We start from the raw sequence: 26209 nt of genomic DNA, 5'->3' as shown, positions 1-26209 counted from the left end.
CAGCAAGACGGCGAGGAAATGAATTCCTGTGTTCGTCTATAACAACAAGAAGCCTGGAGGCAAACCATGGAGATGTTGTCTGGCGCCGAAATGGTCGTCCGGTCGCTTATCGATCAGGGCGTCAAGCAAGTATTCGGCTATCCCGGAGGCGCGGTCCTCGATATTTACGATGCGTTACACACCGTGGGCGGTATTGATCATGTACTGGTGCGCCATGAGCAAGCCGCCGTACATATGGCTGACGGTCTGGCGCGTGCCACCGGGGAAGTGGGCGTGGTGCTGGTCACCTCGGGCCCAGGAGCCACCAACGCCATTACCGGCATTGCGACTGCCTATATGGATTCCATCCCGCTGGTCATTTTATCCGGACAGGTTGCCACCTCGCTGATTGGCTACGACGCCTTTCAGGAGTGCGACATGGTCGGGATCTCCCGCCCGGTGGTGAAGCACAGCTTCCTGGTCAAACAAACGGAAGACATTCCGGGCGTGCTGAAAAAAGCCTTCTGGCTGGCCGCCAGTGGCCGTCCTGGCCCGGTTGTTGTCGATTTACCCAAAGATATTCTCAATCCGGCCAACAAACTGCCGTACGTCTGGCCTGATTCCGTGAGCATGCGCTCTTATAATCCCACGACGCAGGGACATAAAGGTCAAATCAAACGCGCGCTGCAGACGCTGGTCGCCGCGAAAAAACCGGTGGTATATGTGGGTGGCGGTGCGGTGAACGCCCATTGCCATGCGCAGCTTCGTGAGCTAATCGAAAAGCTGAACCTACCTGTCGCATCGTCATTGATGGGGCTGGGCGCATTTCCGGCTACGCACCGTCAGGCGCTGGGTATGCTGGGGATGCATGGCACCTATGAAGCCAACATGACCATGCATAACTCCGATGTGATTTTTGCCGTCGGGGTGCGCTTTGACGATCGCACCACCAACAATCTGGCGAAGTACTGCCCGAATGCGACGGTGCTGCATATCGATATCGACCCGACCTCTATCTCTAAAACCGTTCCTGCCGATGTGCCGATCGTGGGCGATGCTTTGCAGGTTCTGGAACAAATGCTGGAGCTATTGGCGCATGACGCTCCTGCACAGCCGCTGGATGATATTCGCGACTGGTGGCAGCAGATTGAGCAGTGGCGTGGCCGTCAGTGTCTGAAATACGACACTCAGAGCGAACACATCAAGCCGCAGGCGGTGATCGAAACGATCTGGCGCTTGACCCAGGGCGATGCCTACGTCACCTCTGATGTCGGTCAGCACCAGATGTTTGCTGCCCTCTATTATCCGTTTGATAAACCGCGTCGCTGGATAAACTCCGGCGGCCTCGGAACCATGGGCTTCGGTCTGCCCGCTGCCTTAGGCGTGAAGCTGGCGCTGCCAAATGAAACGGTGGTGTGCGTCACCGGTGATGGCAGTATCCAGATGAACATTCAGGAGCTCTCCACCGCACTGCAATACGATCTGCCGGTACTGGTGCTGAACCTTAACAACGGCTATCTGGGGATGGTGAAGCAGTGGCAGGACATGATCTACTCCGGACGCCATTCGCAATCCTATATGAAATCGTTGCCGGACTTTGTACGGGTGGCGGAAGCCTACGGTCACGTCGGTATTCGCGTCAGCGATCCAAAAGAGCTGGAAGCGAAGCTCGGCGAAGCGCTGGAGCACGTCAGGAACAATCGCCTGGTCTTTGTGGATGTCATCGTCGATGGAACGGAGCACGTCTATCCGATGCATATCCGCGGCGGCGGTATGGATGAAATGTGGTTAAGCAAAACGGAGAGAACCTGATGCGCAGGATATTATCTGTACTCCTGGAAAACGAATCTGGCGCGCTGTCGCGCGTCATTGGGCTCTTTGCGCAGCGCGGCTACAACATTGAAAGCCTGACCGTGGCACCGACCGACGATCCGACCCTGTCGCGGATGACTATCCAGACCGTCGGCGATGCGAAAGTGCTTGAGCAAATTGAAAAGCAGCTGCATAAATTAGTGGATGTGCTGCGAGTGAGTGAATTAGGGCAGGGGGCGTACGTCGAGCGTGAAGTGATGCTGGTGAAAATTCAGGCCAGCGGATACGGACGCGAAGAGGTTAAGCGCAATACGGATATCTTCCGTGGGCAAATCATCGACGTGACACCCTCTATCTATACCGTTCAGCTTGCCGGAACCAGCGATAAGCTCGATGCCTTTCTGGCTTCCGTTCGCGATGTAGCAAAAATTGTCGAGGTCGCGCGCTCAGGCATCGTGGGCTTGTCCCGCGGTGATAAAATCATGCGCTAACGACCAAAAAAGTTCGCCTCTTTCAGCCCGGTCTGCAAAGCCGGGCTTTTTTTTGCCTAAACACCGCCTAAGGACAATAAAAGCGGTTGCCGCAAGAACTATTCTGCGTTTAGATGTTAAAAGATATAACCATAAACCTGACAAGGCCATGGACTCTTTTATTTCGTTTAAGGGGCAATTGTGAAACTGGATGAAATCGCCCGGCTAGCCGGCGTGTCACGAACTACGGCGAGCTATGTGATTAACGGTAAAGCAAAGCAGTACCGTGTTAGCGACAAAACCGTTGAAAAAGTGATGGCGGTGGTTCGTGAGCATAACTACCATCCGAACGCTGTCGCGGCCGGGTTACGTGCCGGGCGCACCCGCTCTATTGGTCTGGTGATCCCGGATCTGGAGAACACCAGCTACACCCGCATTGCGAACTATCTCGAACGTCAGGCGCGTCAGCGTGGCTATCAGCTGCTGATCGCCTGCTCGGAAGATCAGCCCGATAACGAGATGCGCTGCATTGAACACCTGCTGCAGCGCCAGGTCGACGCGATTATTGTGTCGACCTCTCTGCCGCCTGAGCATCCTTTCTACCAGCGCTGGGCGAATGGTTCGTTCCCGATTGTGGCGCTCGATCGTGCGCTCGACCGCGAACACTTCACAAGCGTGGTGGGTGCCGATCAAGACGATGCCGAGATGCTGGCCGCTGAGCTAAGAACTTTCCCGGCGGAAACCGTCCTCTATCTCGGCGCGCTGCCAGAGCTCTCCGTCAGCTTCCTGCGCGAGCAGGGGTTCCGTACCGCCTGGAAAGACGATCCGCGCGAGGTGCACTACCTCTACGCTAACAGTTACGAGCGCGAAGCCGCTGCTCAGCTATTTGAAAAGTGGCTTGAGACGCACCCGATGCCGCAGGCGTTGTTCACCACCTCTTTCGCGCTGTTACAGGGCGTGATGGACGTGACGCTGCGCCGCGAAGGGAAACTCCCTTCCGAACTGGCGATTGCCACCTTTGGTGATAACGAACTGCTCGACTTTCTGCAATGCCCGGTGCTGGCCGTCGCTCAGCGTCATCGTGATGTGGCCGAACGGGTGCTGGAGATCGTGCTGGCGAGCCTCGATGAACCGCGTAAGCCAAAGCCGGGACTGACGCGTATCAAACGTAATCTCTACCGTCGCGGCGTGTTAAGCCGTCATTAATCACACATCAGGGCAGGTTAACTGCCCTGACTGTTTCTCATTATCACGTCAAATAATATCCTGACTAAAATTAAGATAATTCTCTAAGAATCATAGCCTGCTATTCGTCTTAATTCTTTTTGCTTTCTTCGAGTGCTTTTTAAGGTTATTTCGGCAACAGTTATCGCTATTTTTTGTATTGTTTTGTTACAAAGGCCATTCCCGCGCTGAATTATCAGCCGTTTTTTCCTCTCTGACTCCGGCCTGCGCGCCAGGTCTTGTCTCTTCTGGCTTCTCCGGTGAATCTGGCGCTGTTATCCCCGTGCGTAATGTCTTAAAATGCCGCCCGCGTCGCAAACTGACACTTTATATTTGCCCGTGGTGGTATGGAGTGAATTTTAACGCCCATGGGTCTATTTGTTTTTTTTCTTACAAATATTCATGACGTTAATTTTGCCTCGTTAGTTGTGCAGTTATTAATCAAGTTGGGTTATGTCCGTAAATAGGTGGCATCCATGCCCTTATCGCGGTAGTCCTGGCTTGACAAGCTTTTCCTTCGCTCCGTAAACTCCTTTATGTGGGAATTTGTGGGTTAAAGTGGTGATAAGGGGTGAGGCTGGCATGTTCCGTGGGGCGGCGTTAGTCAATCTCGACAGCAAGGGGCGTTTATCGGTACCAACCCGATATCGCGATCAGCTGATCGAAAACGCTTCGGGTCAAATGGTTTGCACCATTGACATCAACCACCCCTGCCTGCTGCTTTACACCTTACCCGAGTGGGAAATTATTGAGCAAAAGCTGTCGCGACTGTCGAGCATGAATCCGCAGGAACGCCGCGTACAGCGGTTGTTATTGGGACATGCCAGTGAATGTCAGATGGATAACGCAGGACGTTTATTGATAGCCCCTGTGTTACGGCAACATGCTGGTCTGACGAAAGAAGTGATGCTGGTCGGGCAGTTCAATAAGTTTGAACTGTGGGATGAAACGACCTGGTATCAACAGGTCAAGGAAGATATCGACGCTGAGCAGTCTGAATCCGTAGTGCTTTCGGACAGGCTGCAGGACTTGTCTCTATAAATATGATGGAAAATTATAAACATACAACGGTGCTACTGGATGAGGCCGTCAACGGCCTGAATATTCGTCCTGATGGCATCTATATCGATGGAACATTTGGTCGCGGTGGTCACTCGCGTCTGATCCTCTCCCAACTGGGAGCGGAAGGCCGCTTACTGGCAATCGATCGCGATCCGCAGGCTATTGCCGTGGCGAAGACCATCGATGATCCACGCTTTTCCATCGTCCATGGACCTTTCTCTGCGCTGGCGGATTATGTCGCCGAGCGCGGCCTGACGGGCAAGATCGACGGAATCCTTCTCGATCTTGGCGTCTCTTCACCCCAGCTTGATGACGCAGAGCGCGGTTTTTCCTTTATGCGCGACGGTCCGCTGGACATGCGTATGGACCCGACCCGCGGCCAGTCTGCTGCCGAATGGCTGCAAACCGCTGACGAAGCCGACATTGCCTGGGTGATCAAAACCTTCGGCGAAGAGCGTTTCGGCAAACGTATTGCCCGCGGCATCGTGGAGCGTAATCGCATTGAACCGATGACCCGCACCAAAGAGCTGGCAGAGGTCGTGACCGCGGCAACGCCGGTCAAAGACAAATTCAAACATCCCGCGACCCGTACCTTCCAGGCGGTGCGCATCTGGGTGAACAGTGAACTGGAGGAGATAGAGCAGGCGCTAAAAAGCTCGCTCGGCGTGCTGGCCCCAGGTGGGCGGTTATCCATCATCAGCTTCCACTCGCTGGAAGACCGTATTGTGAAGCGCTTTATGCGTGAGCAAAGCCGCGGTCCTCAAGTGCCAGCTGGGCTGCCGATGACGGAAGAACAACTCAGGAAGCTGGGCGGCCGTCAGTTGCGAGTATTAGGCAAGTTGATGCCGGGCGAAGAAGAGGTGGCAGAGAATCCACGTGCCCGTAGTTCAGTGCTGCGTATCGCAGAGAGGACGAACGCATGATCAGCAGAGTGACAGAGACCTTAAGCAAGGTTAAAGGATCGTTAGGAAGCAACGAGCGCCATGCCTTGCCTGGCGTGATCGGCGACGATCTCTTGCGGTTTGGGAAGCTGCCACTCTGCCTGTTCATTTGCATCATTGTGACGGCTGTGACGGTGGTGACCACCGCGCACCATACCCGTTTATTAACCGCGCAGCGCGAGCAGATGGTGCTCGAACGCGATGCGCTGGATATCGAATGGCGAAACCTGATTCTTGAAGAAAACGCGCTCGGCGATCACAGCCGGGTTGAACGGATCGCAACGGAAAAGCTGCAGCTGCAGCATGTTGATCCTTCTCAGGAAAATATCGTAGTACAAAAATAAGGGAACACGCGACGCATGAGAGCAGCGGCGAAAACGCAAAAACCGAAACGTCAGGAAGAACAGGCCAACTTTGTCAGTTGGCGTTTTGCGTTGCTTTGTGGCTGTATTTTACTGGCGCTGGTGTTCCTGCTGGGCCGTGCGGCGTGGTTGCAGATCATCGCTCCTGACATGCTGGTGCGCCAGGGTGACATGCGTTCCCTGCGCGTGCAGGAAGTGGCAACATCGCGCGGTCTGATCACCGATCGTTCCGGTCGTCCACTGGCGGTGAGTGTGCCGGTGAAAGCGATCTGGGCCGATCCGAAAGAGCTCCACGATGCTGGCGGCGTGACCCTCGATAACCGCTGGAAGGCGCTGGCCGATGCGCTGAAAATGCCTCTCGACCAGATGGCGGCGCGCGTGAACGCTAACCCGAAAGGGCGCTTTATCTATCTGGCGCGTCAGGTTAACCCTGACATGGCCGACTACATCAAAAAATTGAAACTGCCGGGCATTCATCTGCGTGAAGAGTCACGCCGTTATTACCCGTCGGGAGAAGTGACCGCTCACCTCATTGGCTTCACTAACGTCGATAGTCAGGGGATCGAAGGGGTCGAAAAAAGCTTTGATAAATGGCTGACGGGCCAGCCGGGCGAACGTGTGGTGCGTAAAGACCGCTACGGGCGTGTCATCGAGGATATCTCCTCAACCGACAGCCAGGCCGCGCATAACCTGGCCCTGAGTATCGACGAACGTCTGCAGGCGCTGGTGTATCGCGAGCTGAACAATGCCGTAGCGTTCAACAAAGCCGAATCCGGCAGTGCCGTGCTGGTGGATGTCAGCACCGGTGAAGTACTGGCGATGGCGAACAGCCCGTCCTACAACCCGAACAACCTGACGGGGACGCAGAAAGATGTGATGCGTAACCGTACCATCACCGACGTCTTCGAACCCGGTTCGACCGTCAAACCGATGGTGGTGATGACCGCCCTGCAGCGCGGCATCGTCAACGAAAATACCGTTCTGAATACGATCCCTTACCGAATTAACGGTCACGAAATCAAAGACGTGGCGCGTTACAGCGAATTGACCCTCACCGGGGTTTTGCAGAAGTCGAGTAACGTCGGTGTTTCTAAGCTGGCGTTAGCGATGCCGTCCTCAGCGTTAGTAGAGACTTACTCACGTTTTGGGCTAGGAAAGGCGACCAATTTGGGGTTGGTCGGAGAACGCAGTGGCTTATATCCTCAAAAACAACGGTGGTCTGACATAGAGAGGGCCACCTTCTCTTTCGGCTACGGGCTAATGGTAACGCCGTTACAGTTAGCGCGAGTCTACGCAACGATTGGCAGCTATGGCGTCTATCGCCCGCTGTCGATTACCAAAGTTGATCCACCGGTTCCCGGCGAGCGTATCTTCCCGGAAGCCACCGTACGTACCGTCGTGCACATGATGGAGAGCGTCGCCCTGCCGGGCGGCGGTGGCGTCAAAGCCGCCATCAAGGGCTATCGCATCGCGATTAAAACCGGTACCGCGAAAAAAGTGGGGCCAGATGGCCGCTACATCAACAAATACATTGCTTATACCGCAGGCGTCGCGCCTGCCAGTAATCCGCGTTTTGCGCTGGTGGTCGTCATTAACGATCCACAGGCGGGTAAATACTACGGCGGCGCCGTCTCCGCGCCAGTGTTCGGTGCCATCATGGGCGGTGTTCTGCGTACCATGAACATCGAGCCTGATGCGCTGGACACGGGCGATAAAAATGAATTTGTAACTAATCAAGGCGAGGGAACAGGTGGCAGATCGTAATTTGCGCGACCTTCTTGCTCCGTGGGTGCAAACGCTGCCCGCGCGAGCACTGCGAGAGATGGTACTCGACAGCCGTGTGGCTGCGTCGGGCGATCTTTTTGTAGCAGTAGTCGGTCATCAGGCGGACGGGCGTCGGTATATCCCGCAGGCGATAGCGCAAGGTGTAGCTGCCATTATTGCTGAGGCAAAAGATGAAGCAACCGATGGCGAAGTGCGTGAAATTCACGGCGTGCCGGTCATCTATCTCAGCCAGTTGAATGAACGCCTTTCCGCTCTGGCGGGACGTTTTTACGATGAGCCGTCCGATCAGCTGCGTCTGGTTGGCGTGACGGGCACCAACGGTAAAACCACCACCACGCAGTTGATGGCGCAGTGGGCCGAGCTGCTGGGTGAAACCAGCGCGGTGATGGGTACCGTCGGCAACGGTTTGCTGGGTAAAGTGAACCCGACGGAAAACACCACCGGCTCTGCAGTCGACGTGCAGCATGTGCTTGCCGGTCTGGCAGGGCAGGGCGCGACCTTTGCCGCGATGGAAGTCTCTTCTCACGGCCTGGTCCAGCACCGTGTGGCCGCGCTGAAATTTGCCGCATCGGTGTTTACCAACCTGAGCCGCGATCACCTCGACTATCACGGCGACATGGAAAGCTACGAAGCCGCGAAATGGCTGCTGTACTCCACTCACCACTGCGGTCAGGCGATTGTGAACGCCGACGACGAAGTGGGCCGCCGCTGGCTGGCGAAGCTGCCGGATGCGGTTGCCGTGTCGATGGAAGACCATATTAATCCGAACTGCCATGGCCGCTGGCTGAAGGCGACGGACGTGAATTATCACGACAGCGGGGCGACGATCCGCTTTGACTCCTCCTGGGGCGAAGGCGAAATTGAAAGCCGCCTGATGGGCGCGTTTAACGTCAGCAACCTGCTGCTGGCGCTGGCCACGTTGCTGGCGCTGGGCTATCCGCTGGCCGATCTGCTGAAAACCGCCGCGCGTCTGCAACCCGTTTGTGGCCGTATGGAAGTGTTTACCGCACCGGGCAAACCGACGGTCGTCGTTGATTATGCCCACACTCCGGACGCGCTGGAAAAAGCGCTGCAGGCGGCACGTCTGCACTGCACCGGTAAACTGTGGTGCGTCTTCGGCTGCGGCGGCGATCGCGACAAAGGTAAGCGCCCACTTATGGGAGCGATTGCCGAGGAGTTCGCCGATATCCCGGTTGTCACCGATGACAACCCGCGTACCGAAGAGCCGCGCGCGATCATCAACGATATTCTCGCAGGTATGCTCGATGCCGGGCATGCGCGTGTGATGGAAGGCCGCGCAGAAGCGGTGACGAACACCATCATGCAGGCCAAAGAGAATGACGTGGTGCTGCTGGCCGGTAAAGGCCACGAAGATTACCAGATTGTCGGCGCGCGTCGTCTCGACTATTCCGACCGCGTCACCGCGGCACGTCTGCTGGGAGTGGTGGCATGATTAGCTTAACGCTAAGCCAGGCTGCCTCTGTGCTCAAGGGCGAGCTGCAGGGTCAGGATCTGACTATTGATGCCGTCACGACTGACACTCGCAAAATCACCGCGGGCTGTCTGTTTGTGGCGCTGAAAGGCGAGCGCTTTGACGCGCACGATTTTGCCGATCAGGCGAAAGCAAACGGCGCGGGCGCACTGCTGGTGAGCCGTAAGCTTGATATCGACCTGCCGCAGATTGTGGTGAAAGACACCCGTCTGGCGTTTGGTGAGCTGGCGGCCTGGGTGCGTCAGCAGGTTCCGGCGCGCGTGGTCGCGCTGACCGGTTCTTCCGGCAAAACCTCCGTGAAAGAGATGACCGCGGCCATTCTGAGCCAGTGCGGGAACACCCTCTACACGGCGGGCAATCTGAATAACGATATCGGCGTGCCGATGACGCTCCTGCGTCTGACCAAAGAATACGACTACGCCGTGATTGAATTAGGCGCCAACCACCAGGGCGAAATTGCCTGGACCGTCGGCCTGACGCGTCCGGAAGCGGCGTTAGTCAATAACCTCGCCGCCGCACATCTTGAAGGTTTTGGCTCGCTGGAAGGCGTGGCAAAAGCCAAAGGTGAGATTTACACCGGTCTGTCGACAGACGGCATCGCCATCATGAATGCCGATAACAACGACTGGCTGAACTGGAAAGAGGTGATTGGCGCGCGCAAAACCTGGCGCTTCTCGCCAAATGCGGCCAACAGCGATTTCACCGCGACCAATATCCACGTGACCTCGCACGGCACCGAATTTACGCTGCAAACCCCGACGGGCGGTGTGGACGTGTTACTCCCGCTGCCGGGTCGCCACAATATCGCGAACGCCCTGGCGGCGGCCGCGCTGTCGATGGCGGTCGGCGCCACGCACGAGGCGATCAAAGCGGGTCTGGCGAATCTGAAAGCGGTGCCGGGGCGTCTGTTCCCGGTTCAGCTGGCAGAAAACAAACTGCTGCTGGATGACTCCTACAACGCCAACGTCGGCTCGATGACTGCCGCCGTGCAGGTGCTGTCTGAGATGCCGGGTTATCGCGTGATGGTCGTGGGCGACATGGCTGAGCTGGGTGTTGAGAGCGAAGCCTGTCATATCCAGGTCGGCGAAGCGGCGAAAGCTTCAGGAATTGATCGAGTATTGAGCGCCGGAACCTTGAGCCAGGCGATTAGCCAGGCGAGTGGCGTCGGTGAACATTTCGCTGATAAATCGGCGCTGATTACGCGCCTTAAAACACTGGTAGAAGAACACCAAATTGTGACGGTTTTAGTGAAAGGTTCACGTAGTGCCGCCATGGAAGAGGTTGTGCACGCATTACAGGAGAACGGAACATGTTAGTTTGGCTGGCTGAACATTTGGTCAAATATTATTCAGGCTTTAACGTCTTTTCCTATTTGACGTTTCGCGCCATCGTCAGCCTGCTGACCGCGCTGTTCATCTCTCTGTGGATGGGCCCGCGCATGATCGCCCGTCTGCAAAAGCTCTCCTTTGGTCAGGTTGTGCGTAACGACGGTCCGGAATCGCACTTCAGCAAACGCGGTACGCCAACCATGGGCGGGATCATGATCCTGACCGCCATTGTCGTCTCGGTTCTGCTGTGGGCGTATCCCTCTAACCCGTACGTCTGGTGCGTACTGACCGTGCTGATCGGCTACGGCATTATCGGTTTTGTCGATGACTATCGCAAAGTCGTGCGTAAAGACACCAAGGGCCTGATTGCGCGCTGGAAATACTTCTGGATGTCGGTGATTGCCCTCGGCGTGGCCTTTGCGCTCTACCTTGCAGGGAAAGACACTCCGGCGACCGAGCTGGTGGTGCCGTTCTTCAAAGACGTGATGCCTCAGCTGGGGCTGTTCTACATCCTGCTGGCCTACTTCGTGATTGTCGGTACCGGCAACGCCGTGAACCTGACCGATGGTCTGGATGGCCTGGCGATTATGCCAACCGTCTTTGTGGCCGGTGGTTTTGCGCTGGTGGCGTGGGCGAGCGGTAACATGAACTTTGCCAGCTATCTGCATATTCCCTATCTGCGCCACGCCGGTGAGCTGGTGATCGTCTGTACGGCGATTGTCGGCGCGGGGCTGGGCTTCCTGTGGTTCAACACCTATCCGGCGCAGGTCTTTATGGGCGACGTCGGCTCGCTGGCGCTGGGCGGCGCGCTCGGCATTATCGCCGTGCTGCTGCGTCAGGAGTTCCTGCTGGTGATCATGGGCGGCGTGTTTGTGGTTGAAACCCTTTCCGTGATTTTGCAGGTCGGCTCCTTCAAGCTGCGCGGTCAGCGCATCTTCCGTATGGCACCGATTCACCATCACTATGAACTGAAAGGCTGGCCGGAACCGCGCGTGATTGTGCGCTTCTGGATTATTTCGCTGATGCTGGTCCTGATTGGCCTGGCCACGCTGAAGGTACGTTAATCATGGCAGATTACCAGGGTAAAAAAGTCGTTGTCATCGGGTTAGGCCTTACGGGCCTGTCCTGCGTGGACTTTTTCCTCGGGCGCGGCGTCACGCCGCGTGTGATGGATACGCGTGTTTCTCCGCCTGGTCTGGACAAGTTGCCAGAACAGGTTGAACGCCACCTTGGTGGTCTGAATGATGCCTGGCTGCTTGCCGCCGATCTGATTGTCGCAAGCCCTGGAATGGCGCTGGCGCATCCGTCCTTAAACGCGGCGGCGGACGCGGGCGTTGAGATTGTCGGCGATATCGAACTGTTTTGCCGCGAAGCGCAGGCCCCGATCGTAGCGATTACCGGCTCTAACGGAAAAAGCACCGTCACGACGCTGGTCGGCGACATGGCAAAAGCGGCGGGCGTGAACGTCGGCGTTGGCGGCAATATCGGCCTGCCAGCGTTGATGCTGCTCGATCCGGCTCGCGAGCTGTATGTGCTTGAACTCTCCAGCTTCCAGCTGGAAACCACCTCCAGTCTGCAGGCCGTGGCCGCCACGATCCTGAACGTGACGGAAGATCATATGGATCGCTACCCGTTTGGTCTGCAGCAATATCGCGCGGCCAAACTGCGCGTCTATGAAAACGCAAAAGTGTGTGTGGTGAACGCGGACGATGCGTTGACCATGCCGGTGCGTGGCGCGGACGAGCGTTGCATCAGCTTTGGCGTGAATATGGGTGACTATCACCTGAATCATCAGCAGGGCGAAACCTGGCTGCGGGTGAAAGGCGAGAAAGTGCTGAACGTGAAAGAGATGAAACTTTCCGGCCAACACAACTACACCAATGCCCTGGCGGCGCTGGCGCTGGCGGATGCGGCAGGCTTACCGCGTGCGACCAGCCTGAAAGCCCTGACCACCTTTACCGGTCTGGCGCACCGCTTCCAGCTGGCGCTGGAACACAACGGTGTGCGCTGGATTAACGACTCAAAAGCCACCAACGTGGGCAGCACCGAAGCGGCGCTGAACGGCCTGCGCGTGGATGGCACGCTCTACCTGTTGCTCGGTGGCGACGGCAAATCGGCCGATTTCTCCTCCCTGAAACAGTATCTGACGGGCGATAACATTCGCCTGTACTGCTTTGGTCGTGACGGCGCTGAGCTGGCAGAACTGCGCCCTGAGATAGCTCAGCAAACCGAAACCATGGAACAGGCTATCCGTCAGATCGCGCCTCTGGTTAAAGCGGGCGATATGGTGCTGCTGTCTCCTGCCTGCGCCAGCCTCGACCAGTTTAAGAATTTCGAACAGCGTGGTGATCTCTTTACCCGCCTCGCGAGGGAGTTAGGCTGATGCGTTTATCTCTCCCTCGCCTGAGAATGCCGCGTATGCCGGGATCGCGTATCTTCGGCTGGCTGTTTGCGGCGCTGAAAGGCTGGGTGATGGGCTCGCGGGATAAAGATTCCGATAGCCTCGTGATGTACGACCGTGCGCTGCTGTGGTTCACCCTGGGCCTGGCGGCGGTCGGTTTCATCATGGTGACTTCGGCTTCGATGCCTGTCGGGCAGCGTCTGGCGAACGATCCTTTCCTGTTCGCCAAGCGTGATGGTTTGTACATCATCCTCGCGTTCTGTCTGGCGATGATCACGCTGCGTCTGCCGATGGAGTTCTGGCAGCGCCACAGTACCGCGATGCTGATTGCCTCCATCATTATGCTGCTGATCGTGCTGGTGGTGGGGAGCTCGGTGAACGGGGCATCGCGCTGGATCGCTTTTGGTCCGCTGCGTATTCAGCCTGCGGAATTTACCAAGCTGTCGCTGTTCTGCTATCTCGCCAACTACCTGGTGCGCAAGGTCGATGAAGTCCGAAATAACCTGCGCGGCTTCTTAAAACCGATGGGCGTGATTCTGGTGCTGGCGGTTCTTCTGCTGGCGCAGCCGGACCTCGGTACGGTGGTGGTACTGTTTGTCACCACGCTGGCGATGCTGTTCCTGGCGGGCGCGAAGCTGTGGCAGTTCATCGCGATTATCGGGATGGGCATCTCGGCCGTGGTTCTGCTGATCCTCGCCGAGCCGTATCGTATTCGCCGTGTGACCTCTTTCTGGAACCCTTGGGAAGATCCGTTCGGCAGCGGTTATCAGCTGACTCAGTCGCTGATGGCCTTTGGCCGAGGCGAGGTCTGGGGCCAGGGGCTGGGCAATTCAGTGCAAAAACTGGAGTATCTGCCGGAGGCACACACCGACTTCATCTTCTCCATTATTGGGGAAGAACTGGGTTATATCGGTGTGGTACTGGCACTTTTAATGGTATTCTTCGTCGCTTTCCGCGCCATGTCGATTGGCCGAAAAGCGCTGGAAATCGATCACCGCTTCTCAGGTTTCCTGGCCTGCTCAATTGGTATCTGGTTTAGCTTCCAGGCATTGGTGAACGTTGGCGCGGCAGCGGGTATGTTGCCGACGAAGGGCCTGACGTTGCCGCTGATCAGTTACGGTGGTTCGAGTCTGTTGATTATGTCGACAGCGATTATGTTCTTGTTACGCATAGATTATGAGACGCGTCTGGAAAAAGCCCAGGCGTTTACACGAGGTTCACGATGAATCAACCGAAGCGGTTAATGGTGATGGCGGGCGGTACCGGCGGACATGTTTTCCCGGGGCTCGCGGTTGCGCACCATTTAATGGATCAAGGCTGGCAAGTGCGCTGGCTGGGAACCGCCGATCGCATGGAAGCCGATCTGGTGCCGAAGCACGGTATCGAGATCGACTTTATTCGGATTTCAGGTTTGCGCGGCAAAGGCATCAAAGCGCAGCTGCTGGCTCCGGTCCGCATCTTCAACGCCTGGCGTCAGGCGCGCGCGATCATGAAGCGCTTTAAACCTGATGCGGTACTGGGTATGGGCGGTTACGTTTCCGGTCCTGGTGGACTGGCGGCCTGGTCGCTGGGCATTCCGGTTGTGCTGCACGAGCAGAACGGTATCGCCGGGTTGACCAACAAATGGCTGGCAAAAATTGCCACCAAAGTGATGCAGGCCTTCCCCGGTGCGTTTCCAAAAGCGGACGTGGTGGGCAACCCGGTGCGCGTTGATGTGCTGGCGTTACCGTTGCCGCAGGAGCGTCTGATCGGGCGCGAAGGCCCGGTTCGGGTGCTGGTCGTTGGTGGCTCGCAGGGCGCACGGATCCTGAACCAGACCCTTCCGCAGGTAGCCGCAAAGCTCGGCGACAGCGTCACGATCTGGCATCAGAGCGGGAAGGGCGCGCAGCAAACGGTTGAACAGGCTTATGCCGGGGCGGGTCAGCCGCAGCATAAAGTCACTGAATTTATTGACGACATGGCGGCAGCCTATGCCTGGGCCGATGTCGTGGTGTGTCGTTCCGGTGCGCTGACGGTCAGTGAAATTGCCGCTGCGGGTTTGCCAGCGGTATTTGTGCCTTTCCAGCACAAAGACCGACAGCAGTACTGGAATGCGTTACCGCTTGAGAAAGCCGGTGCCGCCAAAATTTTTGAGCAGCCACAGTTTACCGCCGACGCCGTCGCTTCCACCCTCGCGGGCTGGAACCGGGCGACGCTGCTGGAGATGGCCGAACGCGCGCGCGCGACGGCGATTCCGGATGCGACCGAGCGGGTGGCAAATGAAGTGAGCCTGGCAGCAAAGGCTTAACCCTTGTAGCGCGTTTTGCGTTGCACGAATTTTGAGAAGTATCGATGGCGGTTAGAGAATGAATACACAACAACTGGCGAAACTGCGTTCAATCGTGCCCGAGATGCGTCGCGTCCGGCACATTCACTTCGTTGGCATCGGCGGCGCAGGTATGGGCGGTATTGCCGAAGTCTTAGCGAACGAAGGTTACCAGATCAGCGGTTCCGATCTGGCGCCGAACCCTGTCACGCAACAGTTGGCGTCGCTTGGGGCGACCATCTATTTCAACCATCGTCCTGAAAACGTACTGGATGCGAGCGTTGTTGTGGTCTCCAGCGCGATCTCTGCCGATAACCCGGAAATTGTTGCCGCGCACGAAGCGCGTATCCCGGTGATCCGCCGCGCGGAGATGCTGGCCGAGCTGATGCGTTTTCGTCACGGTATCGCCGTAGCGGGTACGCACGGCAAAACGACGACCACGGCGATGGTCTCGAGCATTTATGCCGAAGCGGGTCTGGATCCGACCTTCGTCAACGGTGGCCTGGTAAAAGCGGCGGGCGTGCATGCCCGTCTCGGCCATAGCCGTTACCTGATAGCGGAAGCCGATGAGAGCGACGCGTCGTTCCTGCATCTGCAGCCGATGGTGGCGATTGTCACCAACATCGAAGCCGACCACATGGATACCTACCAGGGCGACTTCGAAAATTTAAAGCAGACGTTTATTAATTTCCTGCACAATTTGCCGTTTTATGGTCGTGCGGTGATGTGTGTGGACGATCCGGTGATTCGCGAACTGCTGCCGCGCGTGGGTCGTCAGATTACCACTTACGGTTTCAGCGAAGATGCTGACGTGCGTGTGGAAGACTATACCCAACTGGGTGCGCAGGGGCATTTCACCCTGGTCCGTCAGGATAAAGCCCCGCTGCGTGTGACGCTGAACGCGCCGGGCCGCCACAATGCGCTCAACGCGGCGGCTGCGGTGGCGGTTGCCACTGAAGAAGGCATTGAAGACGACGATATTTTACGCGCGCTGGAAGGTTTCCAGGGCACCGGGCGTCGTTTCGACTTCCTCGGTGAATTCCCGCTCGAGCCAGTCAACGGCAAAGCGGGCACCGCGATGCTGGTGGATGATTACGGTCACCACCCAACTGAAGTGGATGCGACCATCAAAGCGGCACGTGCGGGCTGGCCGGATAAAAATCTGGTGATGGTCTTCCAGCCACACCGCTACACGCGTACCCGCGACCTGTATGACGACTTCGCCAGCGTGCTGTCGCAGGTGGATACGCTGCTGATGCTGGATGTTTATTCAGCGGGTGAAACTCCGATTCCGGGCGCAGACAGTCGATCTTTGTGTCGGACTATCCGTGGACGCGGTAAGGTAGACCCGATTCTGGTCTCCGATCCAGCGCAAGCTGCTGAAATTCTGGCACCTGTCCTGACCGGTAACGATTTGATCCTGATTCAGGGCGCGGGAAATATCGGCAAAATCGCCCGTAACTTAGCGCAAATCAAACTGAAGCCGCAAACCTCAGAGGATGAACGCAATGGCTGATAAGATTGCGGTCCTCTTCGGTGGAACCTCTGCTGAGCGCGATGTTTCCCTGAACTCCGGTGCCGCCGTGCTGGCGGGTCTGCGCGAAGGTGGTGTCGACGCCTACCCGGTGGATCCAAAAGAGACGGACGTCACGCGTCTGAAAGAGATGGGCTTCGATAAAGTCTTTATCGCGCTGCACGGGCGCGGCGGCGAAGATGGCACCCTGCAAGGGCTGTTGGATTTGATCGGTTTGCCTTACACCGGCAGCGGTGTGATGGCCTCCGCGATTTCAATGGACAAACTGCGCAGCAAATTGTTGTGGCAGGGGGCGGGTTTACCCGTTGCGCCGTGGGTTGCGCTGACCCGCCGTGAGTTCGAAATGGGCCTCGACGAGAGCGTCAATGCACGCATTGCAGAGCTGGGTTTACCCGTTATTGTAAAACCGAGCCGTGAAGGTTCAAGTGTTGGTATGTCCAAAGTTGAACAAGCTGGTGATTTAACATCGGCGTTAGCTTTGGCTTTTCAACACGATGAAGAAGTTCTGATTGAAAAATGGCTCAGCGGTCCGGAATTTACCGTGGCGATGCTCGGTGAAGAAATTTTGCCGTCAATTCGCATCCAACCCGCTGGAACCTTCTATGATTATGAAGCGAAGTATCTCTCTGATGAGACGCAATATTTCTGTCCAAGTGGTCTGGAAGCAGAACGTGAATCAGATTTACAGGACCTGGTGCTCAAAGCCTGGACTGTTTTAGGTTGTCGTGGTTGGGGACGTATCGACGTGATGCAGGACAGCGACGGTGAATTTTATCTGCTGGAAGCCAATACCTCTCCGGGTATGACCAGCCACAGCCTGGTGCCGATGGCGGCGCGTCAGGCGGGCATGAGCTTCTCGCAGCTAGTCGTCCGTATTCTGGACCAGGCGAACTGATATGTCTCAGGCTGCACTGAACACGCGCAACCGCGAAGAAGAAGAGGAATATTCTTCTTCGGGTCGGAGTAATGGAACGCGTCTTGCAGGGATTTTGTTCCTGCTGGGTGTGCTGTGTACCGTGTTTATCAGCGGCTGGATGGTGTTGGGCTGGATGGAAGATGCGCAACGGTTGCCGCTGTCAAAACTGGTGGTCACCGGCGAGCGTCACTACACGCGTAACGATGATATTCGCCAGTCGATCCTGGCGCTGGGATCGCCTGGAACCTTCATGACCCAGGACGTCAACATTATCCAGAGCCAGATTGAACGTCTGCCGTGGATAAAACAGGCGAGCGTCAGAAAGCAATGGCCTGATGAATTGAAGATTCATCTGGTTGAATATGTGCCCATTGCGCGTTGGAATGATCAGCATATGGTCGACGTAGACGGAAATTCGTTCAGCGTCCCGGCCGATCGTGTCAGCAAGCAAAGTTTACCGATGTTGTCTGGCCCGGAAGGCAGCGAAAACGAAGTGCTACAAGGTTTTCGCGAAATGGGTCAGGTGCTGGCTAAGGACAGATTTGCGTTAAAAGACGCGGCAATGACAGCGCGCCGTTCATGGCAGCTGACGTTAACGAATGGGATTAAGCTCAATCTCGGCCGCGGCGACACGATGAAGCGTTTGGCGCGTTTTGTAGAACTGTACCCCGTTTTACAGCAGCAGGCGCAGACCGACGGCAAACGGATAAGCTACGTTGATTTGCGCTATGACTCAGGCGCAGCAGTCGGTTGGGTACCGGCTCCGGTTGAGGAACCTAATCAGCAACAGAATCAGGCACAGGTACAGGCAGAACAACAATGATCAAGGCGACGGACAGAAAACTGGTAGTTGGACTGGAGATTGGCACCGCTAAGGTTGCCGCTTTAGTAGGGGAAGTTCTGCCCGACGGTATGGTCAATATCATTGGCGTGGGCAGTTGCCCGTCCCGTGGTATGGATAAAGGTGGGGTAAACGACCTCGAGTCGGTGGTGAAATGCGTACAGCGCGCCATCGATCAGGCAGAATTAATGGCAGATTGCCAGATTTCCTCCGTCTATCTGGCCCTCTCTGGTAAGCACATTAGCTGCCAGAACGAAATCGGGATGGTGCCGATTTCCGAAGAGGAAGTGACGCAGGAAGACGTTGAAAACGTTGTGCACACGGCTAAATCCGTGCGCGTGCGCGATGAACATCGTGTACTGCACGTGATCCCGCAGGAATATGCGATCGACTATCAAGAGGGTATCAAAAACCCGGTCGGCCTTTCCGGCGTGCGTATGCAGGCAAAAGTGCACCTGATCACATGTCACAACGATATGGCGAAAAACATCGTTAAAGCCGTTGAACGTTGTGGCCTGAAAGTTGACCAACTTATTTTTGCAGGACTGGCAGCAAGCTACTCGGTGCTGACCGAAGACGAACGTGAACTGGGCGTCTGTGTGGTTGATATCGGTGGTGGTACAATGGACATGGCCGTGTATACGGGCGGTGCATTGCGTCACACCAAAGTGATCCCATACGCCGGGAATGTGGTGACCAGCGATATCGCTTATGCCTTTGGTACGCCTCCGAGCGATGCAGAGGCCATTAAAGTGCGCCATGGTTGTGCATTAGGCTCCATCGTCGGCAAAGACGAGAGCGTTGAAGTGCCAAGCGTGGGCGGTCGTCCGCCGCGCAGTCTGCAGCGCCAGACGTTGGCCGAGGTGATTGAGCCGCGTTACACCGAGCTGCTTAACCTGGTCAACGAAGAGATTTTACAGTTACAGGAACAGCTTCGTCAGCAGGGTGTGAAACACCATCTTGCGGCGGGGATTGTCTTAACCGGTGGTGCAGCGCAAATTGAAGGTCTCGCTGCCTGTGCCCAGCGCGTGTTCCATACGCAAGTGCGTATTGGTGCGCCGCTGAATATTACCGGTTTAACGGATTACGCTCAGGAGCCGTATTATTCAACGGCCGTGGGCCTGCTGCATTACGGGAAAGAGTCCCACTTGAGTGGTGAAGCAGAAGTCGAAAAACGTACGTCGGTCGGTTCCTGGGTCAAACGACTCAATTCCTGGCTGAGAAAAGAATTTTAATTTTTAAAGAGACCGGAGAGAATTAGCGGTCTCAGGCGACAGGCACATACGCGGAATCATTCACTATGCCCAGGCAGGCAGAATGATGAAGTGTAAAAACGGAGAGAAACCATGTTTGAACCAATGGAATTAACCAACGACGCGGTGATTAAAGTCATCGGCGTCGGTGGCGGCGGCGGTAACGCTGTCGAGCATATGGTGCGTGAGCGCATCGAAGGTGTTGAGTTCTTCGCTGTTAACACCGACGCTCAGGCCCTGCGAAAGACGGCGGTAGGCCAGACCATTCAGATCGGTGGTGGTATCACCAAAGGTCTGGGCGCTGGGGCTAACCCGGAAGTCGGTCGCAATGCGGCTGAAGAAGACCGTGAAGCATTGCGTGCTGCACTCGATGGCGCCGATATGGTGTTTATCGCAGCGGGCATGGGCGGCGGTACCGGTACAGGTGCTGCGCCAGTCGTGGCTGAAGTGGCAAAAGATTTAGGTATTCTGACCGTTGCTGTCGTGACTAAGCCTTTCAACTTTGAAGGCAAGAAGCGTATGGCATTCGCGGAGCAGGGTATCACTGAGCTGTCCAAACACGTGGACTCTCTGATTACTATCCCGAATGACAAACTGCTGAAAGTGCTGGGTCGCGGTATCTCCCTGCTGGACGCGTTTGGCGCAGCGAACGACGTGTTGAAAGGCGCGGTTCAGGGTATCGCTGAGCTGATTACTCGTCCGGGTCTGATGAACGTCGACTTCGCGGACGTCCGCACCGTGATGTCCGAAATGGGCTATGCGATGATGGGCTCTGGCGTGGCGAGCGGTGAAGACCGTGCAGAAGAAGCCGCTGAAATGGCGATCTCTTCTCCACTGCTGGAAGACATCGATCTGTCTGGCGCACGCGGCGTGCTGGTCAACATTACCGCTGGCTTCGATCTGCGTCTGGACGAATTTGAAACAGTAGGTAACACCATTCGCGCATTCGCTTCTGATAATGCTACTGTGGTGATCGGTACTTCCCTTGATCCGGAAATGAACGATGAACTGCGTGTGACTGTTGTGGCGACCGGTATCGGCATGGACAAACGTCCTGAGATCACCCTGGTCACCAACAAACAGACTCAGCAGCCGGTGATGGATCGCTACCAGCAGCACGGCATGGCGCCGCTGACGCAGGAGCAAAAACCGGCCGCGAAAGTGGTTAACGACAATACGCCGCAAACTGCGAAAGAACCAGATTATCTGGATATCCCAGCGTTCCTGCGTAAGCAAGCTGACTAAGAATTGGCTGGAATTTGGGGATTTTCGCTCTTTGTGCTAAACTGGCCCACCGTTAGTGATATACACTCTCGGTTGGATAAGTAATTTGGCGAGATTATACGATGATCAAACAAAGGACTCTTAAACGTATCGTTCAGGCGACTGGCGTCGGTTTACATACCGGCAAAAAAGTCACACTGACGTTACGCCCTGCGCCGGCCAATACCGGGGTCATCTATCGTCGCACCGACTTGAATCCACCGGTAGATTTTCCGGCCGATGCCAAATCTGTGCGTGATACTATGCTCTGTACTTGCCTGGTGAATGAGCATGACGTGCGGATTTCTACCGTAGAGCACCTGAACGCCGCCCTGGCGGGTCTGGGTATCGACAACATTGTGATTGAAGTCGATGCGCCAGAAATCCCAATCATGGACGGTAGTGCTGCTCCGTTCGTTTATCTCCTGCTTGATGCGGGTATTGATGAACTGAACTGCGCGAAGAAATTTGTACGCATTAAAGAGACAGTTCGCGTTCAAGACGGCGACAAGTGGGCTGAATTCAAGCCGTTTAATGGTTTCTCGTTGGACTTTACCATCGACTTTAACCATCCGGCGATTGATGGCAGCAACCAGCGCTATGCGATGAACTTCTCTGCTGATGCGTTTATGCGTCAGATTAGCCGTGCACGTACTTTCGGTTTCATGCGTGATATCGAATATCTGCAGTCCCGTGGCCTGTGCCTGGGCGGCAGCTTCGATTGTGCCATCGTTGTTGACGATTATCGCGTACTGAACGAAGACGGCCTGCGTTTTGAAGATGAATTCGTTCGTCACAAAATGCTGGATGCAATCGGCGACCTGTTCATGTGTGGTCACAACATCATTGGTGCATTTACCGCGTTTAAATCCGGTCATGCACTGAACAACAAATTGTTGCAGGCAGTCCTGGCAAAACAGGAAGCCTGGGAATTTGTGACCTTCCAGGACGAAGCAGAGCTTCCACTGGCGTTCAAAGCACCGAGCACGGTTCTGGCGTAACGGTTCATTCCGTATCGTAAAATCGACTGGTTGACCTGGTACTCTCTCCGGCCAGGAAGACCAGTCGTTTTTGTTTTTGCACTTCTGAATTTCTTCCCCGCATGATAATTGCCCGCTAAGCACAGAATGTGCGCGCGTTCGCTGCATTCTTGACCGTTTTTACCCGTGGCAATCTGTCATTCCTGCTGCTGAATTATCGCTTTAGTGATAATATCTGTGCGCTAAATAGTATCTGAACGCATGCCTGTACGGGCCTGCATACGATGGTGGATTAGGTGAGCGGAATTCTAACGCGCTGGCGACAATTTGGCAGACGTTACTTCTGGCCGCATCTCTTATTAGGGATGGTTGCGGCGAGCTTCGGCTTGCCTGTACTCAGCCATAGCGCAGAAGCGGCAACGCCCGCGAACACCACCACGGCCAAGCACGATCTTTCCACGCGGGTTAATTTCACGAACCTCGCGCTGCTGGAAGCCAGTCGCCGTCCTAACTTTACCGTCGATTACTGGCATCAGCATGCTATCCGCACTGTTATCCGTCACCTCTCTTTCGCCATGGCTCCACAGGCTGTGCCTGTCGTGGAAGAGTCGCTCCCGGTTCAGGCGCAACATCTCGCTCTGCTGGATACGCTCAATGCCCTGCTGACGCAGGAGAGCAAACCGCCGGTCATCGTTCGTCAGATGACGAATATCGCTTTCATTCCACACGCCGCCTTCTCGGTTTCTGCATGGATAAGCCAGGTGCAGGGTATCCGCGCCGGGCCACAACGCCTCAGCTAAATTAACTGTTTTTCGATACCTTAATTTATCTGCCCATGATGGGGCGTGTGAGAATTTATTATGCTAATCAAGTTATTAACCAAAGTTTTCGGTAGTCGTAACGATCGTACCCTGCGCCGCATGCGCAAAGCGGTCACCGTCATCAACGGTATGGAACCGGAGATGGAAAAACTCTCCGATGACGAACTGAAAGCGAAAACCGGTGAATTCCGTGAGCGTCTGGCAAAAGGTGCAACTCTGGAAAGCCTGATCCCGGAAGCCTTCGCCGTGGTTCGCGAAGCGAGTAAACGCGTATTCGGGATGCGTCACTTCGACGTTCAGCTGCTCGGCGGTATGGTTCTGAACGAACGCTGCATCGCAGAAATGCGTACGGGTGAAGGTAAAACCCTGACCGCAACGCTGCCTGCGTACCTCAACGCACTGACCGGTAAAGGCGTTCACGTCGTCACCGTCAACGACTATCTGGCGCAGCGTGACGCCGAAAACAACCGTCCACTGTTCGAATTCCTCGGTATGTCCGTGGGTATCAACATGTCTGGCCTGCCTGCTCCGGCCAAGCGCGAAGCTTACGGCGCGGACATCACCTACGGCACCAACAACGAATACGGTTTTGACTATCTGCGCGACAACATGGCGTTTAGCCCGGAAGAGCGCGTACAGCGCAAACTGCACTACGCGCTGGTGGATGAGGTCGACTCAATCCTCATCGATGAAGCTCGTACCCCGCTTATCATCTCTGGCCCGGCTGAAGACAGCTCCGAGATGTACCGCAAAGTCGACAAAATCATTCCGCACCTGATCCGTCAGGAAAAAGAAGACTCCGATACCTTCCAGGGAGAAGGTCACTTCTCCGTGGACGAAAAAGCGCGTCAGGTTAACCTGACCGAACGCGGTCTGGTGCAGATCGAAGAGCTGCTGGTTGAGCAGGGCATCATGGAAGAGGGCGAGTCACTCTACTCCCCAACCAACATCATGCTGATGCACCACGTAACCGCAGCGCTGCGCGCTCACGTGCTGTTCACCCGCGATGTGGATTACATCGTGAAAGACGGCGAAGTTATCATCGTTGATGAACACACCGGCCGTACCATGCAGGGCCGCCGCTGGTCCGATGGTCTGCACCAGGCTGTGGAAGCCAAAGAAGGCGTGGATATCCAGAACGAAAACCAGACGCTGGCTTCTATCACCTTCCAGAACTACTTCCGTCTGTATGAAAAACTGGCGGGCATGACCGGTACAGCGGATACCGAAGCGTTCGAATTCAGCTCTATCTACAAACTGGATACCGTCGTCGTTCCGACTAACCGTCCAATGATCCGTAAAGACATGCCGGATCTGGTGTACATGACCGAAGCGGAAAAAATCCAGGCAATCATCGAAGATATCCGCGAGCGTACCGCTGCAGGTCAGCCGGTGCTGGTGGGTACAATTTCCATCGAGAAATCCGAAGTGGTTTCTCACGAGCTGGATAAAGCGGGCATCAAGCACAACGTGCTGAACGCCAAATTCCACGCCAAAGAAGCGGATATCGTTGCTCAGGCCGGTTATCCGGCGGCAGTGACCATCGCCACCAACATGGCGGGTCGTGGTACCGATATTATGCTGGGTGGTAGCTGGCAGGCCGAAATCGCCGAGCTGGAAAACCCAACTCCAGAACAAATTGCGCAGATCAAAGCCGACTGGCAGGTACGTCACGACGCGGTTCTGGCGTCTGGCGGTCTGCACATTATCGGTACCGAGCGTCACGAATCTCGTCGTATCGATAACCAGCTTCGTGGTCGTGCGGGTCGTCAGGGTGATGCCGGTTCTTCCCGCTTCTACCTGTCGATGGAAGATGCCCTGATGCGTATCTTCGCCTCTGACCGCGTGTCCGGCATGATGCGCAAACTGGGGATGAAACCAGGCGAAGCGATTGAGCACCCATGGGTGACCAAAGCGATTGCCAACGCCCAGCGTAAAGTGGAAAGCCGCAACTTCGATATCCGTAAGCAACTGCTTGAATATGATGACGTAGCTAACGATCAGCGTCGCGCGATCTACTCCCAGCGTAACGAACTGCTGGACGTGTCCGACGTGAGCGAAACCATCAACAGCATTCGCGAAGATGTGTTCAAAGTGACCATCGATGCGCACATTCCGCCGCAGTCTCTGGAAGAGATGTGGGATGTTGAAGGCCTGCAGGAACGCCTGAAAAACGACTTCGATCTCGAACTGCCGATCAAAGAGTGGCTGGACAAAGAGCCAGAGCTGCACGAAGAGACGCTGCGCGAACGTATTCTGGAAACTGCGGTTGCTGTTTACAAGCAGAAGGAAGAAGTGGTTGGCGTTGAGATGATGCGTCACTTCGAGAAAGGCGTCATGCTGCAGACTCTGGACTCCCTGTGGAAAGAGCACCTGGCAGCGATGGACTACCTGCGTCAGGGTATCCACCTGCGTGGCTATGCGCAGAAAGATCCTAAGCAGGAATACAAACGTGAATCCTTCGCGATGTTCGCGTCTATGCTGGAGTCACTGAAATACGAAGTGATCAGTACCCTGAGCAAAGTTCAGGTGCGTATGCCGGAAGAAGTGGAAGCGATGGAGCAGCAGCGTCGTGAAGAAGCTGAGCGTCTGGCGCAGATGCAACAGCTGAGCCATCAGACCGATGAAGACGAAGCCGCCGCGGCGATCGCAGCCCAGACGGGCGATCGCAAAGTGGGTCGTAACGATCCGTGCCCATGCGGTTCCGGTAAAAAATACAAAGCGTGTCACGGCCGTCTGAGCTAAACACGTATCACCAATCGAAAAGGCGCAGATTTCTGCGCCTTTTTTATGGAAGTCACAATATGAAAGTACTGCAAATCGCTGTCGGGATTATTCGTAACCCGCAAAATCAAATCTTTATTACTCAGCGCGCCGCGGATGCCCACATGGCCAATAAGTGGGAATTTCCTGGCGGTAAAATCGAATCAGGAGAAACGCCGGAACAGGCGCTGGTACGAGAGCTGCAGGAAGAGGTGGGAATTACTGCGCTGGAACCGAGACTGTTCGATAAGCTCGAATATCAATTCCCGGACAGGCACATCACGCTGTGGTTCTGGATGGTTGAACGCTGGGAAGGTGAGCCGTGGGGCAAAGAAGGGCAGCCTGGAAATTGGGTTGAGCTGGAGGCGCTGGACGCCGATAAATTCCCGCCTGCCAATGAACCGGTGATTACAAAATTGACTCAGGAACTGAAGGCCTGCTAAGCACGTTGCCAGCAGGCACAACGGATATCGCGTTACTGTTGCTCTTCGCTCCAGTCATCGCTATCGGACAGATCGCCCGCGCTCGGGATGCGTTTCTCTTCTGCCGCCCACTCTCCCAGATCGATCAGCTGGCAGCGTTTGCAGCAAAACGGGCGAAACGGGCTGATCTCTCCCCAGACAACGGCTTTGCCGCAGGTCGGGCAGTTTACGGTAATAATTTCAGACATCAATACT

The 26209-nt window shown here is 55.8% G+C and carries 23 protein-coding genes; 22 read left to right on the top strand and 1 reads right to left on the bottom strand.

Annotated features, from left to right (window positions below):
- Positions 1-66: 66 nt before the first annotated feature.
- From ilvI to mutT, 22 genes are all read left to right on the top strand, one after another.
- Positions 67-1791: an acetolactate synthase 3 large subunit gene (gene ilvI / locus QQF33_RS13360; protein WP_285150653.1), complete on the top strand. Its 1725-nt coding sequence runs from the start codon at positions 67-69 to the stop codon at positions 1789-1791.
- The gene (gene ilvN / locus QQF33_RS13355; RefSeq protein WP_006173870.1) at positions 1791-2282 is read left to right on the top strand and encodes an acetolactate synthase small subunit; all 492 of its coding nucleotides are present in this window, start codon (positions 1791-1793) and stop codon (positions 2280-2282) included. The genes ilvI and ilvN overlap by 1 nt, the downstream gene beginning before the upstream one ends.
- A gap of 180 nt (positions 2283-2462) precedes the next feature.
- On the top strand, positions 2463-3467 hold the full coding sequence (gene cra / locus QQF33_RS13350; protein ID WP_282491642.1) for a catabolite repressor/activator: 1005 nt from the start codon (positions 2463-2465) through the stop codon (positions 3465-3467).
- A 600-nt stretch (positions 3468-4067) separates the two neighbouring features.
- Positions 4068-4526 carry a division/cell wall cluster transcriptional repressor MraZ gene (gene mraZ / locus QQF33_RS13345; RefSeq protein WP_282491643.1) on the top strand — a complete coding sequence of 153 codons (459 nt, stop codon included), beginning with the start codon at positions 4068-4070 and terminating at the stop codon, positions 4524-4526.
- 2 nt (positions 4527-4528) lie between these two features.
- Entirely contained in the window at positions 4529-5470 is a 942-nt protein-coding gene (rsmH, locus tag QQF33_RS13340; protein ID WP_282491644.1) for a 16S rRNA (cytosine(1402)-N(4))-methyltransferase RsmH, read from the top strand.
- Positions 5467-5832 carry a cell division protein FtsL gene (gene ftsL, locus QQF33_RS13335; RefSeq protein WP_014068894.1) on the top strand — a complete coding sequence of 122 codons (366 nt, stop codon included), beginning with the start codon at positions 5467-5469 and terminating at the stop codon, positions 5830-5832. The genes rsmH and ftsL overlap by 4 nt, the downstream gene beginning before the upstream one ends.
- A gap of 15 nt (positions 5833-5847) precedes the next feature.
- Entirely contained in the window at positions 5848-7614 is a 1767-nt protein-coding gene (locus QQF33_RS13330; RefSeq protein WP_282491645.1) for a peptidoglycan glycosyltransferase FtsI, read from the top strand.
- The gene (murE, locus tag QQF33_RS13325) at positions 7601-9088 is read left to right on the top strand and encodes a UDP-N-acetylmuramoyl-L-alanyl-D-glutamate--2,6-diaminopimelate ligase (RefSeq protein WP_285150654.1); all 1488 of its coding nucleotides are present in this window, start codon (positions 7601-7603) and stop codon (positions 9086-9088) included. Before QQF33_RS13330 ends, murE begins: the two co-directional genes overlap by 14 nt.
- Complete coding sequence (gene murF / locus QQF33_RS13320; protein ID WP_285150655.1) at positions 9085-10443, top strand: UDP-N-acetylmuramoyl-tripeptide--D-alanyl-D-alanine ligase; 1359 nt, start codon at positions 9085-9087, stop codon at positions 10441-10443. Before murE ends, murF begins: the two co-directional genes overlap by 4 nt.
- Positions 10437-11519, top strand: coding sequence for a phospho-N-acetylmuramoyl-pentapeptide-transferase (gene mraY / locus QQF33_RS13315; RefSeq protein ID WP_095280770.1), 1083 nt, complete (start codon positions 10437-10439; stop codon positions 11517-11519). Before murF ends, mraY begins: the two co-directional genes overlap by 7 nt.
- Before the next feature lie 2 nt (positions 11520-11521).
- Positions 11522-12838, top strand: coding sequence for a UDP-N-acetylmuramoyl-L-alanine--D-glutamate ligase (gene murD / locus QQF33_RS13310; protein WP_285150656.1), 1317 nt, complete (start codon positions 11522-11524; stop codon positions 12836-12838).
- A complete protein-coding gene (ftsW, locus tag QQF33_RS13305) occupies positions 12838-14082 on the top strand; it encodes a cell division protein FtsW (RefSeq protein ID WP_095280772.1) in 1245 nt (414 codons plus the stop codon). Before murD ends, ftsW begins: the two co-directional genes overlap by 1 nt.
- Positions 14079-15143, top strand: a complete 1065-nt coding sequence (murG, locus tag QQF33_RS13300; RefSeq protein WP_285146000.1) for an undecaprenyldiphospho-muramoylpentapeptide beta-N-acetylglucosaminyltransferase — start codon at positions 14079-14081, stop codon at positions 15141-15143. The genes ftsW and murG overlap by 4 nt, the downstream gene beginning before the upstream one ends.
- 58 nt (positions 15144-15201) lie before the next feature.
- Entirely contained in the window at positions 15202-16677 is a 1476-nt protein-coding gene (gene murC / locus QQF33_RS13295) for a UDP-N-acetylmuramate--L-alanine ligase (RefSeq protein WP_285150657.1), read from the top strand.
- Positions 16670-17590, top strand: a complete 921-nt coding sequence (locus QQF33_RS13290) for a D-alanine--D-alanine ligase (RefSeq protein WP_285150658.1) — start codon at positions 16670-16672, stop codon at positions 17588-17590. The genes murC and QQF33_RS13290 overlap by 8 nt, the downstream gene beginning before the upstream one ends.
- A gap of 1 nt (position 17591) precedes the next feature.
- Positions 17592-18434 (top strand): cell division protein FtsQ, encoded by an 843-nt coding sequence (gene ftsQ, locus QQF33_RS13285; protein WP_095280776.1) that lies wholly within the window; start codon positions 17592-17594, stop codon positions 18432-18434.
- Positions 18431-19687 carry a cell division protein FtsA gene (gene ftsA / locus QQF33_RS13280; protein WP_095280777.1) on the top strand — a complete coding sequence of 419 codons (1257 nt, stop codon included), beginning with the start codon at positions 18431-18433 and terminating at the stop codon, positions 19685-19687. Before ftsQ ends, ftsA begins: the two co-directional genes overlap by 4 nt.
- Before the next feature lie 111 nt (positions 19688-19798).
- Positions 19799-20950, top strand: coding sequence for a cell division protein FtsZ (gene ftsZ / locus QQF33_RS13275; protein WP_006173842.1), 1152 nt, complete (start codon positions 19799-19801; stop codon positions 20948-20950).
- Between the two features lie 101 nt (positions 20951-21051).
- Positions 21052-21969, top strand: a complete 918-nt coding sequence (lpxC, locus tag QQF33_RS13270; RefSeq protein WP_282491652.1) for a UDP-3-O-acyl-N-acetylglucosamine deacetylase — start codon at positions 21052-21054, stop codon at positions 21967-21969.
- 275 nt (positions 21970-22244) lie between these two features.
- Positions 22245-22748 carry a secA translation cis-regulator SecM gene (secM, locus tag QQF33_RS13265; RefSeq protein ID WP_282491653.1) on the top strand — a complete coding sequence of 168 codons (504 nt, stop codon included), beginning with the start codon at positions 22245-22247 and terminating at the stop codon, positions 22746-22748.
- Between the two features lie 60 nt (positions 22749-22808).
- A complete protein-coding gene (secA, locus tag QQF33_RS13260; protein WP_282491654.1) occupies positions 22809-25514 on the top strand; it encodes a preprotein translocase subunit SecA in 2706 nt (901 codons plus the stop codon).
- A 59-nt stretch (positions 25515-25573) separates the two neighbouring features.
- Positions 25574-25975, top strand: coding sequence for an 8-oxo-dGTP diphosphatase MutT (gene mutT / locus QQF33_RS13255; protein WP_282491655.1), 402 nt, complete (start codon positions 25574-25576; stop codon positions 25973-25975).
- Positions 25976-26007: 32 nt separating this feature from the next.
- Here the strand turns inward: mutT and yacG are convergent, their stop codons facing one another.
- Positions 26008-26202 carry a DNA gyrase inhibitor YacG gene (gene yacG / locus QQF33_RS13250; RefSeq protein ID WP_282491656.1) on the bottom strand — a complete coding sequence of 65 codons (195 nt, stop codon included), beginning with the start codon at positions 26200-26202 and terminating at the stop codon, positions 26008-26010.
- Between the last annotated feature and the right edge of the window lie 7 nt (positions 26203-26209).

Origin of the sequence: Lelliottia wanjuensis (genome assembly GCF_030238365.1) — a bacterium.
Lineage (GTDB): Bacteria > Pseudomonadota > Gammaproteobacteria > Enterobacterales > Enterobacteriaceae > Enterobacter > Enterobacter wanjuensis.
This window is presented reverse-complemented; position numbering and strand designations above follow the sequence as displayed.

Excerpts from the sequence above, each read along its gene's own strand:
- ilvI (WP_285150653.1), top strand. The coding sequence starts at position 67 with ATGGAGATGTTGTCTGGCGCCGAAATGGTCGTCCGGTCGCTTATCGAT.
- ilvN (WP_006173870.1), top strand. The coding sequence starts at position 1,791 with ATGCGCAGGATATTATCTGTACTCCTGGAAAACGAATCTGGCGCGCTG.
- mraZ (WP_282491643.1), top strand. The coding sequence starts at position 4,068 with ATGTTCCGTGGGGCGGCGTTAGTCAATCTCGACAGCAAGGGGCGTTTA.
- rsmH (WP_282491644.1), top strand. The coding sequence starts at position 4,529 with ATGATGGAAAATTATAAACATACAACGGTGCTACTGGATGAGGCCGTC.
- ftsL (WP_014068894.1), top strand. The coding sequence starts at position 5,467 with ATGATCAGCAGAGTGACAGAGACCTTAAGCAAGGTTAAAGGATCGTTA.
- QQF33_RS13330 (WP_282491645.1), top strand. The coding sequence starts at position 5,848 with ATGAGAGCAGCGGCGAAAACGCAAAAACCGAAACGTCAGGAAGAACAG.
- murF (WP_285150655.1), top strand. The coding sequence starts at position 9,085 with ATGATTAGCTTAACGCTAAGCCAGGCTGCCTCTGTGCTCAAGGGCGAG.
- mraY (WP_095280770.1), top strand. The coding sequence starts at position 10,437 with ATGTTAGTTTGGCTGGCTGAACATTTGGTCAAATATTATTCAGGCTTT.
- murD (WP_285150656.1), top strand. The coding sequence starts at position 11,522 with ATGGCAGATTACCAGGGTAAAAAAGTCGTTGTCATCGGGTTAGGCCTT.
- ftsW (WP_095280772.1), top strand. The coding sequence starts at position 12,838 with ATGCGTTTATCTCTCCCTCGCCTGAGAATGCCGCGTATGCCGGGATCG.
- murG (WP_285146000.1), top strand. The coding sequence starts at position 14,079 with ATGAATCAACCGAAGCGGTTAATGGTGATGGCGGGCGGTACCGGCGGA.
- murC (WP_285150657.1), top strand. The coding sequence starts at position 15,202 with ATGAATACACAACAACTGGCGAAACTGCGTTCAATCGTGCCCGAGATG.
- QQF33_RS13290 (WP_285150658.1), top strand. The coding sequence starts at position 16,670 with ATGGCTGATAAGATTGCGGTCCTCTTCGGTGGAACCTCTGCTGAGCGC.
- ftsQ (WP_095280776.1), top strand. The coding sequence starts at position 17,592 with ATGTCTCAGGCTGCACTGAACACGCGCAACCGCGAAGAAGAAGAGGAA.
- ftsA (WP_095280777.1), top strand. The coding sequence starts at position 18,431 with ATGATCAAGGCGACGGACAGAAAACTGGTAGTTGGACTGGAGATTGGC.
- ftsZ (WP_006173842.1), top strand. The coding sequence starts at position 19,799 with ATGTTTGAACCAATGGAATTAACCAACGACGCGGTGATTAAAGTCATC.
- lpxC (WP_282491652.1), top strand. The coding sequence starts at position 21,052 with ATGATCAAACAAAGGACTCTTAAACGTATCGTTCAGGCGACTGGCGTC.
- secA (WP_282491654.1), top strand. The coding sequence starts at position 22,809 with ATGCTAATCAAGTTATTAACCAAAGTTTTCGGTAGTCGTAACGATCGT.
- mutT (WP_282491655.1), top strand. The coding sequence starts at position 25,574 with ATGAAAGTACTGCAAATCGCTGTCGGGATTATTCGTAACCCGCAAAAT.
- yacG (WP_282491656.1), bottom strand. The coding sequence starts at position 26,202 with ATGTCTGAAATTATTACCGTAAACTGCCCGACCTGCGGCAAAGCCGTT.